The 15,754-nt window shown below is 64.0% G+C and carries 11 protein-coding genes and 1 tRNA gene; 6 read left to right on the top strand and 6 right to left on the bottom strand.

The window, feature by feature from the left end; all coding sequences use genetic code 11:
- The first annotated feature begins 26 nt into the window (after window positions 1-26).
- Both C8267_RS11130 and C8267_RS06575 read left to right on the top strand, forming a co-directional pair.
- Window positions 27-2,636, top strand: coding sequence for a DUF6562 domain-containing protein (locus C8267_RS11130; RefSeq protein ID WP_158699742.1), 2,610 nt, complete (start codon window positions 27-29; stop codon window positions 2,634-2,636).
- A gap of 42 nt (window positions 2,637-2,678) precedes the next feature.
- The gene (locus C8267_RS06575; protein WP_158699741.1) at window positions 2,679-4,823 is read left to right on the top strand and encodes a DUF6562 domain-containing protein; all 2,145 of its coding nucleotides are present in this window, start codon (window positions 2,679-2,681) and stop codon (window positions 4,821-4,823) included.
- Between the two features lie 191 nt (window positions 4,824-5,014).
- Here the strand turns inward: C8267_RS06575 and C8267_RS06570 are convergent.
- The 3 genes from C8267_RS06570 to C8267_RS06560 form a co-directional block, all read right to left on the bottom strand.
- Window positions 5,015-5,091, bottom strand: a tRNA-Ala gene (locus tag C8267_RS06570).
- A gap of 105 nt (window positions 5,092-5,196) precedes the next feature.
- Complete coding sequence (tamL, locus tag C8267_RS06565; RefSeq protein ID WP_106634097.1) at window positions 5,197-7,590, bottom strand: translocation and assembly module lipoprotein TamL; 2,394 nt, start codon at window positions 7,588-7,590, stop codon at window positions 5,197-5,199.
- Window positions 7,591-7,624: 34 nt separating this feature from the next.
- Window positions 7,625-8,371, bottom strand: a complete 747-nt coding sequence (locus C8267_RS06560; protein WP_087362564.1) for a nitroreductase family protein — start codon at window positions 8,369-8,371, stop codon at window positions 7,625-7,627.
- A gap of 140 nt (window positions 8,372-8,511) precedes the next feature.
- On the opposite strand from C8267_RS06560, the gene dapF reads away from it, so the two are divergent.
- The 3 genes from dapF to C8267_RS06545 are packed head-to-tail and all read left to right on the top strand — an operon-like array spanning window position 8,512 to window position 10,464.
- Window positions 8,512-9,315: a diaminopimelate epimerase gene (gene dapF / locus C8267_RS06555; protein WP_106634096.1), complete on the top strand. Its 804-nt coding sequence runs from the start codon at window positions 8,512-8,514 to the stop codon at window positions 9,313-9,315.
- Window positions 9,316-9,372: 57 nt separating this feature from the next.
- Complete coding sequence (locus tag C8267_RS06550; protein ID WP_087362562.1) at window positions 9,373-9,567, top strand: hypothetical protein; 195 nt, start codon at window positions 9,373-9,375, stop codon at window positions 9,565-9,567.
- Between the two features lie 12 nt (window positions 9,568-9,579).
- Window positions 9,580-10,464 (top strand): alpha/beta fold hydrolase, encoded by an 885-nt coding sequence (locus C8267_RS06545; RefSeq protein ID WP_106634095.1) that lies wholly within the window; start codon window positions 9,580-9,582, stop codon window positions 10,462-10,464.
- Window positions 10,465-10,546: 82 nt separating this feature from the next.
- Here the strand turns inward: C8267_RS06545 and C8267_RS06540 are convergent, their stop codons facing one another.
- The gene (locus tag C8267_RS06540; RefSeq protein ID WP_106634094.1) at window positions 10,547-11,929 is read right to left on the bottom strand and encodes an MATE family efflux transporter; all 1,383 of its coding nucleotides are present in this window, start codon (window positions 11,927-11,929) and stop codon (window positions 10,547-10,549) included.
- 156 nt (window positions 11,930-12,085) lie between these two features.
- Between C8267_RS06540 and C8267_RS06535 the strand changes: the two genes are divergently transcribed.
- Window positions 12,086-12,676: an HdeD family acid-resistance protein gene (locus C8267_RS06535; protein WP_106634093.1), complete on the top strand. Its 591-nt coding sequence runs from the start codon at window positions 12,086-12,088 to the stop codon at window positions 12,674-12,676.
- 87 nt (window positions 12,677-12,763) lie between these two features.
- Here C8267_RS06535 and C8267_RS06530 read toward each other — a convergent pair whose 3' ends face one another.
- Both C8267_RS06530 and C8267_RS06525 read right to left on the bottom strand, forming a co-directional pair.
- Window positions 12,764-15,268: a tetratricopeptide repeat protein gene (locus tag C8267_RS06530; protein ID WP_106634092.1), complete on the bottom strand. Its 2,505-nt coding sequence runs from the start codon at window positions 15,266-15,268 to the stop codon at window positions 12,764-12,766.
- Window positions 15,269-15,280: 12 nt separating this feature from the next.
- Window positions 15,281-15,754 carry a DUF3868 domain-containing protein gene (locus C8267_RS06525; RefSeq protein ID WP_158699740.1) on the bottom strand — a complete coding sequence of 158 codons (474 nt, stop codon included), beginning with the start codon at window positions 15,752-15,754 and terminating at the stop codon, window positions 15,281-15,283.

Raw genomic sequence — 15,754 nt, 5'->3', positions numbered from 1 at the left:
ACCTCTTGTTAATCCTTGATGAAATTATGAAACGATTGTTTCTCTTTTTGGCGGTTGCCGGCCTGATGGCGACGACTGCCTGCTCCCGGGACGAGATGGAATCTGCCGGGATGAACGGGGACGGCGTGGTGACCTTCAGCGCACGCCTTCCCGAACAGCTTCAGACCCGCAGCATGGGTGACGGCCAGACGGCCCGCAAGCTGACCTACGCCGTATATGCGGCCGGTGAGCAGACCCCGCTGCTGACGAGNATTATGAAACGATTGTTTCTCTTTTTGGCGGTTGCCGGCCTGATGGCGACGACTGCCTGCTCCCGGGACGAGATGGAATCTGCCGGGATGAACGGGGACGGCGTGGTGACCTTCAGCGCACGCCTTCCCGAACAGCTTCAGACCCGCAGCATGGGTGACGGCCAGACGGCCCGCAAGCTGACCTACGCCGTATATGCGGCCGGTGAGCAGACCCCGCTGCTGACGAGCGAGAGCGAGGGTGCCCCCGCGGTCGAGTTCACCGACCTGAAGGCCCAGCTGACGCTCCGCCTGACGACGGGCAAGAGCTACGACGTGCTCTTCTGGGCCGACGCCTACGGCCAGAAGGACGAGTCGAACCCCTATAAGGTCGACTACCAGGCGCAGACGGTTACGGTGGACTACGCGGCAGCAGAGTCGAACGACGAGAACCGCGACGCCTTCTTCGGCTCGGTTACCGGCATGAAGGTAACGGGAGCGATGAGCCAGGATGTGACGCTGGTGCGCCCCTTCGCGCAGGTGAACGTGGGAACGGATGACCTGGAGGAGGCCGTCGCAGGCGGACTCCAGAGCGCAGCGCTTGCCACCTCGATGAGCGCAACGAACGTGCCGACGACGCTGAACCTGCTCAACGGCACGACGACGGGCAGCACGAGCGTAGACTTCGCCTTGCACGCAGTGCCGACCGAGTCGCTGGTCGTATCGGGCCGTACGTACACCTATCTGGCGATGAACTACCTGCTGATGGGCGCCGACAAGACGACGACCAACATCGCCTTCGAGTTCACGGACGGCGCGACGACGGGCAATCTGACCTTCAGCAACGTTCCCGTGCAGCGCAACTACCGCACGAACATCATCGGTTCGGTGCTGACGGGCGACGTTGACTTCGACATCGACATCGACCCGGGCTTCGGCGAGCCGGACCACAACCTCTCGCAGCTGCTCTTTGCGGCCGAGAACGGCGGTACGGTGGAGCTTGAGGAGGATGTCGAGCTGCCGCAGACGCTCAAGGTCCGCGCCGGCAAGAAGATGACCATCAATCTGGCCGGTCATACCATCAAGTATGTGGGAACCTCGGTGGGCGGTGCCATCGATGTCTACGGCGAGCTTGAAATCAACGGCGACGGTGTCATCGACGGCGGAGCCAACGCCACGGTGACGGCCATCGCTGCCATGGGTCCCGATGCCAAGGTGACGATTAACGGCGGCAGCTACAAGGTGGGGGCCGACGAGAACGGAGCCTGGAACGACTGCATCTATGCCTACAACGGCGGTGAAATCACCATCTACGGCGGTCACTTCGAGAGCGCGGTCGCCTCGCCGAGCGGCATCTATACGGTGCTGAACGTCAACAACTCGAAGCCCGGTACCATCACGGTCTATGGCGGCGAGTTCGTCAACTACGACCCGGCGACGGGCGACGATGCCGGTACGGTGAAGAGCTTCGTTGCCGAGGGCTATTCGTCCATCAAGGCGAGCGAAGACCCCGCCGTATGGGAGGTAATCCGGGGCCTCGCGATTACGACCGAGGAGGATGTGGCAGCCGTGATGGCCGAGATTGCCCAGAAGGGCGGCGAGGTGGTCATCCCCGAGTCGGCCACGCTCAATCTGGAGGGCATCGAGCCCTTCACCATCCAGCACCCGACGGTGATTACAATCGACGGTACGGTCGAGAACAAGACCGAATGGATGATTACCAACGACAGCGAACTGACCCTGCGCGGCAAGGGAACCTACACCTGCCCCAAGGGCATTGTGCGGAACAACGGTGTGCTGACCATTGAGGGCGGCACCTGGGAGACGACGCGCAACGATTCGGGTACGGCCTTCTACAACAACAGCGCCGACGCCGTGCTTACGCTGAAGGGTGTCGACCTGAACGCGGCCTTCTTTGCCGTTGCCGGTTTGGGAACCATCACGATTGAGGACGGCAGCGTCTCCTCCACCTCGTCGAACAAGTACGGCTCGTGGGCCTATGCGATTCGCGCCGAGAGCGGCTGCCGGATGACGCTCAAGGATGTGACCGTCGAGGGCGTCCAGGGTGCCGTCGCCGCCATCGACGGCTCGCATGTCGTCTGCGACAACGTCACGGCTTCCACACGTAATTCGGAACCCGGCCGTCAGGATGCCTTCTATGCGCTTTACGCCGCATCGGAGGGAGTCATCGAGGTGCTGAGCGGCAGCTACTACTCGGACCGCACCCCGTGCGCGCTGGCCTCGAACGACGACGTGCCCGATAATCCGCTGGGCGGATTCATCCTCAAGGGCGGCCGCTTCAGCTCCCAGCCGCGCTCGGCATCCAACCAGCCCTGGACTCCCGAGCAGGGGTATGCCTATCGTCAGACCGGCGACGCGACCTATCCCTATGAAATCGTAGCCGAATAATCGGACGGATAAAATAATACAGACTGTTAAGGTTTACTGATTATGAAACGATTGTTTCTCTTTTTGGCGGTTGCCGGCCTGATGGCGACGACTGCCTGCTCCCGGGACGAGATGGAATCTGCCGGGATGAACGGGGACGGCGTGGTGACCTTCAGCGCACGCCTTCCCGAACAGCTTCAGACCCGCAGCATGGGTGACGGCCAGACGGCCCGCAAGCTGACCTACGCCGTATATGCGGCCGGTGAGCAGACCCCGCTGCTGACGAGCGAGAGCGAGGGTGCCCCCGCGGTCGAGTTCACCGACCTGAAGGCCCAGCTGACGCTCCGCCTGACGACGGGCAAGAGCTACGACGTGCTCTTCTGGGCCGACGCCTACGGCCAGAAGGACGAGTCGAACCCCTATAAGGTCGACTACCAGGCGCAGACGGTTACGGTGGACTACGCGGCAGCAGAGTCGAACGACGAGAGCCGCGACGCCTTCTTCGGCTCGGTTACCGGCATGAAGGTAACGGGAGCGATGAGCCAGGATGTGACGCTGGTGCGCCCCTTCGCGCAGGTGAACGTGGGAACGGATGACCTGGAGGAGGCCGTCGCAGGCGGGCTCCAGAGCGCAGCGCTTGCCACCTCGATGAGCGCAACGAACGTGCCGACGACGCTGAACCTGCTCAACGGCACGACGACGGGCAGCACGAGCGTAGACTTCGCCTCGCACGCAGTGCCGACCGAGTCGCTGGTCGTATCGGGCCGTACGTACACCTATCTGGCGATGAACTACCTGCTGATGGGCGCCGACAAGACGACGACCAACATCGCCTTCGAGTTCACGGACGGCGCGACGACGGGCAATCTGACCTTCAGCAACGTTCCCGTGCAGCGCAACTACCGCACGAACATCATCGGTTCGGTGCTGACGGGCGACGTTGACTTCGACATCGACATCGACCCGGGTTTCGGCGAGCCGGACCACAACCTCTCGCAGCTGCTCTTTGCGGCCGAGAACGGCGGTACGGTGGAGCTTGAGGAGAACATGACCCTCGAGCAGGAGATTACCGTTGCCGAGGGCAAGAAGATGGAGCTCAACCTGAACGGCCATGACATCGTCTTTGACAGCGAGGAGCTCTACACCGCCTTCAACGTCAACGGCGACATGGTCATCAACGGCCCCGGCAACATCTCCTACAAGAACGGCGGCATTCTGATTGTCAACAAGAACGGTTCGCTCGTCATCAACGGCGGCGATTTCAGCTCCGATGTCAACTGCATCCAGGTCTACGGCGGTTCGCTGGCCATCAACGGCGGCCACTTCTCCGTAACGCAGATGGTGGATGGACACTGGTACCTGCTCAACCAGCTCGACTCCGACCCCGGAACGGTCGCCATCAAGGGCGGTACGTTCGTCAACTACGACCCGGCAACGGGTGACCCCGGACGCGGCGGCGACTTCCTGGTTGAGGGCTATTCGTCGGTCAAGGTGAGCGACGACCCGGCAACCTATGAGGTCATCGAGGGCGCCGGTGCAGCAACGGCCGACGAGCTGAAAGCTGCCATCGCCGAGGGTGAGCCGGTCATCACGCTGGTCGGCGACATCGCGCTGAGCGAGGTGCTCTCCTTCCCGAAGGATGTGACGCTGACGGCCCAGGGCGACGTGACGCTGACGGGTGCTCCGGTCTACTTCAACGGTGAGAACACGGTGGTGCGCGGCATCCACTTTGCCAACGGCACCAGCAGTTCGGGCCAGGCTTCGGCGGTCTACGTCACGAGCCAGAAGTGCCGGACGCTGGTCTTCGACAACTGCACCTTCTCCAACGCGCAGTGGGATGCCATCCAGCTGACGGACAAGGATGTGGAGTCGATTGAGATTACCAACTGCACCTTCCGCAACACGGTCGAGGGCGGCTACCGCTACATCCACCTCGAGCTGCGGAACGGCAGCGACTACTACGCCAACGCCCAGGCCAAGGTGACCGTTACGGGCTGCACGTTCGAGAACGTATCGAGCGCCTACTGCAAGGACAGCGCCGTGACCATCTGCGGCTTCATGCACGACAACCTGACCATCGCGGACAACGTGGTGAAGGGCGCCGGTGCCGACAACATCACCAACATGATGTTCTGGATTTGCGACGGCACGAACTTCGGCAAGCTCTTCTCGACGGAGGAGCTCAAGACGATGTTCCGCAACGAATAGCGGCAATCCGAGATGCTGACAGCAAGGCGCCGGACGGTGTATTCCGTCCGGCGCCTCTCTTTTTTTGCCTGTGGGCGTGCGGAGGCGGGAACTTTCTCCCGCTCTTTTGCCGTTGTCCGATGAGGAGGAATACAACAAAAAAAGCTGTAAACAAGTCGTTTACAGCTTTCAGGCCTGCTTTCGGCCTCGTTTGGTGGAGAATACGAGATTCGAACTCGTGACCTCTTGCATGCCATGCAAGCGCTCTAGCCAGCTGAGCTAATCCCCCGATTGTGGTTGCAAAGGTAATACGAATTTCCGAAAATCCAAATCGTCGGGCCGTTTTTTCCGCATTTTCTGCCGGAGCGACTCCATTGCCTGCTGCCGCCCGGCGTCAGAAGGGATAGCCCACACCGAAGTTGAGCGCCGTGTTGCTCCAGCGGAAGTTGTGAATCCACCGCTCTCCGGCCGGGTTGTTGGGGTTGTGGAGCTGGATGCCCCAGTCCAGACGCAGCACCACGAACTTGATGTCGAGGCGCAGGCCGAGACCGGTGTTGAAGCCCAGCTGCTTGTAGAAGGTGTCGAAGTGGAAGAGCGCCGCCTCGGGAATCGAGCCGTCGGTCTGGCGCACATACCAGATGTTGCCCAAATCGAAGAAGGTGGCCCCGTGGAAGATGCCCCAAATCGGGAAGCGCAGCTCGAGGTTGGCCTCCAGCTTCATGTCACCCAGCTGCGTGGGGTAGCTTGTGTCGCTGGGCTTGGGCACGGAGCCCGGGCCGAGCGTACGCGGCGTCCAGCCGCGCATGCCGCCGCTGCCGCCCGCATAGAAGAGCCGGTCGAAGGGGATGGTCACCCCCTTCGAGTTGCCGTAGGCCATGCCCACACCGCCGTAGAGGCGCCCCGCCAGCGCGACCTTGTCGCCCAGCATCACGGTGCGGCTCACACTCAGGTCCGTGCGGAAGTACTGGGCGTAGCGCAGCCCGAAGATGTGGTAGTAGTCGGTCCCCGAAACCGGGCGCGAGAAGAGGTGTTCGAGGCCGTCGATGAGGTTGCCCGCCGTCTCGAAGTTGAAGCGTATGAGCGTGCTGTTGCCGCCCAGATTCTTGAGCTGGCCGTTGTAGGTGTAGCTGAAGTTCAGGCCGCCGATGAACTGCGACTCGTAACTCTTCTTCAGGTACTCGTTCTCCGTATCCTCGAGGAACTGCGCGTCGAGGTAGCTCACGTCGACCACGTTGATGTCGATGGGGCGCAGCGCGAAGGAGGAGTAGCGCTTGTTGCTCCACAGGTAGGAGAGGCTGGCGCTCGAGAGCGTGCGGCGGTAGAAGGGGCGGTCCTGGTAGTTGACCGAGACCTCGAGCTTGGTCTTGGGCTGGTTGATGTTCTGGAAGCGGGAGGCGCTCCACGGCACGAGGAAGCGTGGGAAGAGGAGGCTCGTGGTGACGCCGAACTCCTTGGCGGTCTTCTTGCGGGCGTCGGGCGCCTTCATGAACTCGTAACCGGCCGTGACGGAGACGTCGAACGACTCGGCGCCGCGGAAGATGTTGCGGTTCTGGTAGCCGACGGTGGCCTTCAGTCCGTAGAAGCTCGAGGTGGTGCTCCCCTCGACGTCGGCCTTGAAGCTCTGCTTGAGGGCCGGCGTGCAGAGGATGTGGCAGGCGAGGTACTCCTCGCGCGTGTAGCGGTTGGAGGTCGAGTCGGCCAGGGCGCCGATGTAGGAGACGTAGCTCTGCGTCGAGTCGGCCGTCAGGCGGGGCATCTCGGTGAAGGCGATGCGGGCACTCTTGAAGTAGCCCAGCCCGATGAGGTCCGAGTAGGCGCGGTTGACCTGCGAGGCGTTGTAGAGGTAGTTGGGGTAGATGGGGATGGCCTGCCGCAGCACCACGGGGCGCAGATGGGGCCGACCCTCGTAGACGATGCGCAGCCCCTCGTAGAGCGTCGTGTCGAGCCGCTCGAGGAGCGACGAGTCGACACGGACGGCCGCCGCGTCGTATTCGGGGTAGACGTTCACCCGCCCGATGCGGTAGACCTTGTGGTTCTCGAAGATGGGTTCGCCCTGGGCGTTGTAGCCCGCAAGGTAGGGCTTGATGACCATCGTCACCCCGACGCGGTGTCCGCCGCCGAGCGTGTCGGCTACGTATTCGATGCTGCTCGGCGAGAAGTTGTAGTAGCCCCGCTGCTTGAGGTAAGTGGCGATGCGCGTCCGCTCGGCGTCGAGCTGCGTGATGTCGAAGATGTCGCCCGCATGGATGAGCGAGTGGGCCGTATCGGCCAGAATCAGCGGCCGGAGAAATTGGTCGCGGAAGTCGTAGGCGATGGTGTCGATGCGGTAGGGCGCCCCCTGCCGGATGCGGTAGGTGATGCTCGCCTTGCGCGGGTGGCGCGTCGTGTCGAGCTCGTAGGAGGCCTCCGAGGCGTAGAATCCCTTAGAGTCGAGGTAGATTTTGAAGTTCTGCACCGAGCGCTCCGTGAGGTTCATGTCGAGCAGCACGGGGGCCTCGCCGATTTTGCGCTTCCAGTTGTTCCAGCGGTTGTGCTTCGCCGTATCGGCCTGTTCGTAGAGCCAGACGTAGAAGTAGGTCCCCAGAAAGCGCTTGTTGGGGCTCTGGCGGATGTACTTCTCGAGCTCCGACGAGGTGATTCGCTCCGAACGCGGAGCCTCATGGTCGGTCTCCACCGAGACCTTCGTCAGCAGGTAGGAGCCCTGGGGAATGTGGCGCGTGACGCTACAGGCCGAGCCCAGAAGACTCAGCAGTGCGATGGCCAGCGTGCGCACTCCCCTTGTTCCCATCGGTGTCTCGGCGTCGGTTGTCGACCCGGTTCGGTCAGTTGTTGAAAAATCCCTTTTCGCGCAGCAGGGCGAAGTAGGCCTTCGACACGGCGATGTTGTCCTCGCGGCGGTAGCGGTTGCGCGTGAAAATCTGGGCCAGGTTGGGCAGCTTGTTCTCCTCGAGCAGCTGCTTGGTCTGGGCCGACTCCTCGCGCTCGGCCCACAGCTCGTCGATTTCGGCGGCCGTGTAGTCGGTGTACTTCTCGTAGTGGACCACCGCCTCGAGCGGCAGCCGGTCGGTCAGCTCGGGCGATTCGTCGGGGTAGCCCATCACGACGGTCGTCAGCGGGATGACCCCCTTGGGCAGCTCGAGGATGCGGGCGATGTCGCCCGCCGTGTAGAGCGTCGTGCCGAGGATGCAGATGCCCAGTCCGTGCGACTCGGCCTCGATGCAGAGGTTCTGCGTCGCCAGCAGGGCGTCGGTGGCGGCGTTGAGGAACCACTCGAAGTTGTCGTAGGCGGGGTCGGCGTCGCGCTGCTCGCACCACATCGAGAAGCGGTGCACGTCGGCGCAGACGGTCACCAGACAGGGGGCCTGGCGCACCATCGGCTGGTTGAAGTGGCAGGGCGCGAGCTCGTTGCGCAGCGCCTCGTCGCGCGTTACGATGAGCGAATAGAGCTGCATGTTGCCGCACGTCGAGGCGCGCGTGGCGGCCTCGAGGATTTCGCGCAGCGTTTCGACGGGTATCGGGCGGGACTTGAACTTGCGGATGGAGCGGTGCTTGAAGAGCTGACTTTTCATGATGTTGTGTCAATTAACAATTCCTTTGCCACACGCGGCGCGCCGGGCGGCGGGTGCGGAACGGGGGAGACAATTTTTTACAAAAGTAGTAAAACTTTTAGAAGTTTTATTATTTTTGTGAGGATATAACACCGCTGCACATGCTGCTCAAGTTTGCCAAATACGAGGGTGCGGGCAACGACTTCATCCTGCTCGACGACCGTGAGGAGCGCTTCACGCCCGACCCCGCGCGTATTGCGCGGCTCTGCGACCGCCACTTCGGCATCGGGGCCGACGGGCTGATGACGCTGCGGCGCAGCTCCGAGCTCGACTGCTCGATGCGCTACTACAACGCCGACGGCTCCGAGGGCGAGATGTGCGGCAACGGCGCCCGCTGCTTCACGCTCTTTGCCGAGCACCTCGGTGTCGGCGGCGAGGTGAAGTTCTTCGACGCGGCCGACGGGCTGCACATGGCGCGGATTCTGCGCACGCGGGGGCTCGCCGGCGACATCGAGGTGGGGATGCTCAACGTCTCGGAGATTCGCGACGGCGGCTCGTGGTGGGCCCTCGACACGGGAGTGCCCCACTTCGTGGAGTTCGTCCCCGATGTCTCGGCCGTCGACGTGGTGGGCCGCGGCCGTACGATTCGCCACGACGCCCGCTTCCCGCGCGGAACGAACGTCGACTTTGTTGAGGAGCTGGGCGAAGGGCATCTGCGCGTGCGGACCTACGAGCGCGGCGTCGAGAACGAGACGCTGGCCTGCGGTACGGGGGTCACGGCGGCGGCCATTGTCACCTCGTACGTGCGTCAGCCCGCCGTGCACCGCTTCCGCATCGAGGTGCCGGGCGGCGAGCTGAAGGTGCGCTTCCGCCACGAGGCCGGGACGCAGCACTATACCGACATCCGGCTCACGGGCCCTGCCCGCCGGGTCTTCGAGGGTGAATTCGATACCGAAAACTTCTGATTCTGCGTATATTCAATTCAGTACAACATCTTTTTTCCTTATCTTTTCCATCCATCCATGAAAACATCCAAGGGGGGCCGTGCGCACGACACGGACGAGCTTCGCAAGGCGAAGCGCCTCGAACCGCTGCACAAGAGCGGCAAGGAGCGTCATACGCTCTACCGTCATCTGGACGACGAGGAGGATGAAACGTACGAGGTACGCCCCAAGCGGGAGTCGGCCCTCGACTATTTCGACGACGAAGAGGAGTAATCTTGACGGAAAATGACCGAAAAATTCATCATGGCGGGGCCGGTTGCCCTGCATGTCTGCGACTCGGAGAAGGGTGAGCGCTGCGTCGTGCTGCTGCACGGCTATCTGGAATCGATGCTCGTCTGGGACGACTTCGTGCCGCTGCTCTACAAAGAGGTGCGCGTGGTGACGCTCGACCTGCCGGGCCACGGCATCTCGGTCGTCACGGGCGAGGAGCACTCGATGGAGTTCCTGGCCGACGTGGTGGCCGACGGACTGCGTGCGCTGGGCATTGCGCGCTGCACGCTGGTGGGCCACTCGATGGGCGGCTACGTGGCGCTGGCCTTCTGCGAACGCCATCCCGAGATGCTCGACGGCGTGGTGCTGCTCAGCTCGACGCCCAATGCCGACACGCCCGAGAAGGTGGAGAACCGGCGGCGTGAAATCGCGCTGGTGCGCGCCGGCCGCAAGGAGCTGCTGGCGCATGTGGCCCCCGAGGCGGGCTTCGCCCCCGAGAACCGGGCGCGGATGAAGGATGCCATCGAGGACCTCACCGAGCAGGTCTTCGTCACGGAGGACGAGGGCATCGTGGCGCTGCTCAACGGCATGCTGGCGCGCAAGGACCGCAACGAGATGCTGCGCGCCTCGTCCGTGCCGCAGCTCTTCATCCTGGGACGCGAGGATGGCTACATCCCGGTCGAGAAGGCCGAGGCGATGGTGGCCGCCCATCCGCAGGCGCGGGTGGTGTGGCTCGAACACTCGGGTCACATGGGCTTCCTCGAGGAGCCCGAGAAGACGGCCCGTGCGCTGCTCGACTTCGTGCGCAGCACCGGCCCGGAGGGTGGCAGCGAACAGGGTGGCAACGAGCAAAGCAGCAGCGAGCAGAACGGCAGCGAACAGGGTGCCGTGCACGCGTAGCGGCCTGTATGAACGACAAGGCGTCGGACAACCGAGGTTGTCCGACGCCTTTTTTGTATCGTTGCGGAGCGGTCGGGAGGGCTCAGCTGCGCGTCGCTGCATCCTCGGCGCTCCACTTCGAGTCGCGGATGCGGAGCAGCCGCTTGTAGACCCAGGCGAAGGCCGGTACGAGGAAGGCGACGGCGAAGACCCACGCCGTCGGGTCGCCGAAGCAGACGGCGATGTAGCCCAGCGAGGGGACGGCCAGCAGACTCACCAGTATGCGGGCCACCATCTCCGAGACGCCCGAGAGCATCGCCAGATTGGTGTATCCGACCCCCTGAATCGTGTAGCGCAGTACGCAGAGCATGCCCAGCACCGGGAAGAACGAGACCGAAATGTGGAGGAAACGTACCGTATCGGCGAGAATCTCGTGCTCGGTGGGCTCCACGAAGAGCAGCGCGAAACTCTGCGACCAGAGCATCAGCATGACGAACGAGAAGGCCGAATAGATGAGCATCAGGAGCGTGCTGGCCTTCACGCCGGCCCAGACCCGTTCGGGCTTTCCGGCGCCGTAGTTCTGGCCGCTGTAGGTGGCCATGGCGATGCCCAGACTCTCGAGCGGGCACATGAAGAACATCTTGATACGCATGGCGGCCGTGAAGGCGGCGACGCAGGCCGTGCCCAGCGCGTTGTTGGCGCTCTGGAGCATGATGCTGCCGATGGCCGTGATGGAGAACTGCAGCCCCATCGGGACGCCGATGGTGAGCAGCGTGCGGGCCAGACGGGGGCTGTACTGCCGCTCTTCGCGCGACTTGGGCTGGAGAATCTCGAAGTGGCGCATCATGTAGCGGTAGCAGAGCAGCGCCGAGATGCCCTGTGCGAGGACCGTGGCGATGCCGGCGCCGGCCACGCCCCAGTCGAGCACGAGGATGAAGAAGAGGTCGAGCACGATGTTGAGCAGGGTCGAGAAGAGCAGGAACCAGAAGGGGGTCCGGCTGTCGCCCAGCGCGCGGATGATGCTCGAGAGGAGGTTGTAGAAGAAGGTGCAGGGAATGCCGATGAAGGTGATGAGCAGGTAGACGTAGGCCCCCTGGAAGATGTTCTCCGGCGTGCGCATCCACTGCAGGATGTCGTGGCAAAGCAGCGAGGTGACGAGGGCGATGGAGAGCGACATGACGGTGGCCAGCCTCAGGCTGACAAAGACCAGCTGCCGCATGACGCCGTAGTCGCGCGCGCCGAACTTCTGGGCCACCGGAATGCCGAATCCACCGCAGCATCCGTTGCAGAAGCCGAGAATCAGAAAGACGACCGACGTGCTGGCTCCTACCGAGGCCAAAGCGTTGATGCCCAGAAACTTGCCCACGATGACCGCATCGACCAGCGAGTAGGTCTGCTGGAGCAGGTTGCCCAGCAGCAGGGGCAGCGTGAAACTCAGAATCTGGGGCAGCGGCCGCCCCGAGGTCATCTCCTTCGAAATCGCCATGTGTACTCGTTCTGTTCGATTTACGGTTGCAAAGATAGACGATATTCGGCGTGTTTGTATGCTCCGGGGCGCTTTTCGCCCGTTCGGGAGCGTTCCGTGGCGCTCCGTGGCACACTCCTTGCACCCTTGCGGGGTTGAATCAAAACCTGAGTTCCTATGCAAGATTCCCTGTTCCGTTACCTCGAAGGCTCGCGGCAGGCCGTCCGCTACTGGTGGCTGCTGCTTGCGGGAGGGGTCATTCTCTTCCTCATCGGCGTGGTCGTCTTCGCCTTCCCGGTGCAGAGCTACGTCGGCATGGCCGTGCTTTTCGGCTGGCTGATGCTCCTAACGGGGGTGGTCGAGACGATTGTTGCGGTGCGCAACACCCACTATGTGACCGGCCGCGGATGGATGCTCGCCTGGGGCGTCATCGAGATTGTCCTGGGCCTCATCCTGGTCTTCAACGTGGCCCTCTCCTCGGCGACGCTCCCCGTCGTCCTGGGCTTCTGGCTCCTCATGCGCGGCTTCAGCGCCGTGGGGCTGGGCGGCGACATGCGCGCCGTGGGCATCCGCGGCGCCGGATGGACCATCCTCTGCGGCATCCTGTTGCTGCTCTGCGCGCTGGGCATTCTCTTCCAGCCGCTGGTCTTCGGCTCGACGGCCGTCGTGGTCTGGGTGGGCCTTTCGCTGCTGCTGGCCGGCGCCTCGGCCGCACTGCTCGGCCTGCAGCTCCGCACGGCGCATCGTGTGGCCGACAAGCAGCTCTGACCGCAGCCTCTGTATGGCATGCAAAAACGGGACGGCCGCCCATCGTTGCATGGGCGGCCGTCCCGCTTGCGTATGCCGGAGCGCCGGTTATTCGAAGTCCTCGCGGAAGAGTCCGTACTTGCGAATCAGCCTCGAAATTTCGGGGTCGAGGTTGCCGCGGAACTTGAGGTTCTGCCTCAGCTCGACGGCCCGCAGGAAGTACTGCACGGCCTGCTCCTCGTCACCCAGCCGCGAGGCAACCACCGCCAGCATGTACTGCACGTCGGCAATCGAGTGGGCGTCGGGCACGTTGCGCAGGATGCGGTAGGCCGCCTCGTTGTAGCCCAGCGAGAGGTAGGCCAGCGCCGTGTTGCGGTCCTCGTAGGGGCGCAGAATCGTCAGCGCCGCCTCGTAGTTGCGCCGCTTGAGCAGCTCCATGCCGCGCATGTAGTTCGAATCGACCTCGGTCGTGTAGACCGTATCTTGCCGCATGCCGCGGCGGTGGAGGTTGAAGCGGAAATCGACGGCGCGCATCTGCGGGTAGAGCACCTTGCGCAGACGGTCGTACTCGCGCGGATACTTGAGCCGGAGGCGCCACTCGCGGCTGTCGGGCGCGATGTCGGAGTCGATGACCGCAAGCAGCTCCTCCTTGCGCGTGAGCAGCGTGTCGGCCACCACCAGCCGCCGCAGCTCGGCCCAGTCTTCGGCCAGCGACTGTGTGCGCAGCAGGTTGGGCAGGTCGGGCAGCCCGTCGTCGGCCTGCCCGGCCACGACGCGTCCCCGCTCGTCGAGCGTATAGTTGGCCGCCACCTTGAGCGAGTCGTAGAGCGTGCGGAATTCGCCCACCAGCACCCGGCGCAGCGCCTCGGCGCGTTCGCGTGCCAGCCGCTCGTTGAGGCTCCACGAACCCTCGGGCGAGGAGGTGGCCCGCAGCGTGATGCTGTCGATGATGTAGACGGGGTCGGTCATCAGGTCGTGCGTGAGGCGGCGTACGGCGGCAATCTGCGTGCGGTTCTCCTCCTGCGAGCTGTCGAGCGTCGCCTTGCCCTGGGGGAAGGTGAAGAAGAAGCGGGCGTTGGCCTCGGCGTCGCGCGTGATGATGCGCTGCATGTAGCGCGTCGTCTCGTCGACGAAGGTGGTCATCGAGGCCACCGAGTAGGTCAGCGTGTCGGACTTGGGCAGCACATAGCGGCCGCCGCCCGTATCGTCAACCCGGCCGGTGAGGTAGAGGTAGAGCTTCGAGGTGTTTTCGTCGGCCTGCACCAGCTCGGTGTAGTGGTACTGCACCGAACCGTCCGGCTGGTGGATGACCGTGTCGAGCCGCGGCGAGGGGAGGTAGGGGTAGCGCACGCGGCGGGCGAAGACTTCGCCGCTGCGGGCGTCGAGCCGCTCGTTGCGCTCGATGCGCTCGCGGGGAATCGAGTTCAGCCGCATCTGGTTCGTGTCGAGGTTGTTGAGCCGTCCGAGCACCGCCCCGACGCGCTCCTGGCGCTGCTCATAGCGCCGCTCGACGGTGCTGTCCGACAGCTCGCGCAGCGTCGCCTCGGCCGTCGTGTTGCGCCGTCCCGTATAGTCGCGGCGCATCGCGGCGGCGTAGTAGAGCGACTCGTCGTCGGCATGGGCCAGGCAGGTGCCGAGCCGGTGCGGCGAGCGGGCCGCCTGCTGGAAGTAGCCTTCGCGCTGCTGCTCGCGCTGCTGCTCGTAGCGCCCCTCGACGCGGGTGAAGATGGCGCCGCCCGGCAGCGGGTCCTCCGTGGCGTAGCGGTAGCGCGGGGCGAAGTAGTCGTTCAGATGGTCGTACTCGTTCGTCGTGTCGCGGCGGTACGGCGTGTTGCGGGCCACGAAGCGGTCGGTCGAGCGGGCGTAGCGGCGCAGCTGGCGCATGCGGCCGCGGTAGTCGCCCGATGCCATCCAGCCCACCTGCGGGTCGGTCATCGCCTCCCGGGGCGAGAGCCCGTCGAGGCGCTCCTCGAAGGAGGTGTATCGCTCGCGGCTGCGGGCGACGCGCTGCATGTAGCGGTCGTAGGCGCGGTGGTTGCCGAAGGCCTCGAAGTAGTCGGCGCTGTCGACAATCCGCGCGCGGTAGGCGTCGTAGCGGGCGTAGCCGCGCTCCTGCATGGCGCGGAAGCGCTCACCCGTATAGACCAGCGGGTCGAGCTCCAGCGTGTCGGGTCCCTTCAGCAGCATCGGGTGGAGCTGCAGCCGCCAGTCCTTCTCCTGGAACGCCTCGGGCACCGTGACGACGAATTCGACGTTGATTTTGCCGTTGCGCTCGACCAGGTTGCGGCGGTTCGAGGCCGAGATGACCACCTCGTCGATGGCCACCGAAATCATCTTCTGGCCGGTGGCCGTGTCGACCTCCATCGGTGTGAGGTAAATCTGGGTTCCGTCCTGACGGCGGAAGGTGATGATGCGGTTGGCCGAACGGGCCGTGTCGACGGCCGGTGCGGCGTCGGGCACGGTGGCACGGGCCGGCAGGTTGAGCCCCACCTCCGGTTCGCTGCGGGCCAGGCGGCGCAGGCCGCTGCATGACGGGAGCATCGCCGCGACCAGGAGTGCGACCGCAAGTGCGCCGAGTGTCCGGCGCATCCTCTTTTCAAATCCGTAGTTCATATCCTGCAACCTTTAGGGACGTTCGACGGCTCCGTTGACATCGATGGTGGCGATGCGCTGCGAGCGGTCGGCCGAGGTCAGAATCTGGCGGATGACGAGCGTTGCCTGCTCCATCCACGGTTCATAGGGGACCTTCATCTCGTAGTGAATCGTCTCGTCGGTGCCGCGCACGGCCTCGATGGTGCGGTAGGGTTCGCGCTCCATCCAGCGGCGGCCGGTCAGCACGCGGCGGCGCTCACGCATGTGGCGCTGGTAGGGGCCTTCGATGAGGATATGGGGGAAGAGCTTGACCGACCGGCGGTCGGCGGTGCTCAGCTCGGGGATGATGACGAGGCTCTGCGAGCGGGTGACGGCGCGGTCGCGCACGCGGATTTCGAGCACCATGGTCAGTTCGCCGTCGCGGGCGCTGAGCTTCTTGCGCACCACGGAGATGTCTCCGACGAACTGTGCCCGGGCCGACCATGCGGCCAGGAGCAGAAGCAGCAT

The sequence above is a fragment of the Alistipes sp. Marseille-P5061 genome, from assembly GCF_900290115.1.
In the GTDB taxonomy this organism is placed as follows: domain Bacteria; phylum Bacteroidota; class Bacteroidia; order Bacteroidales; family Rikenellaceae; genus Alistipes; species Alistipes excrementigallinarum.
This window is presented reverse-complemented; position numbering and strand designations above follow the sequence as displayed.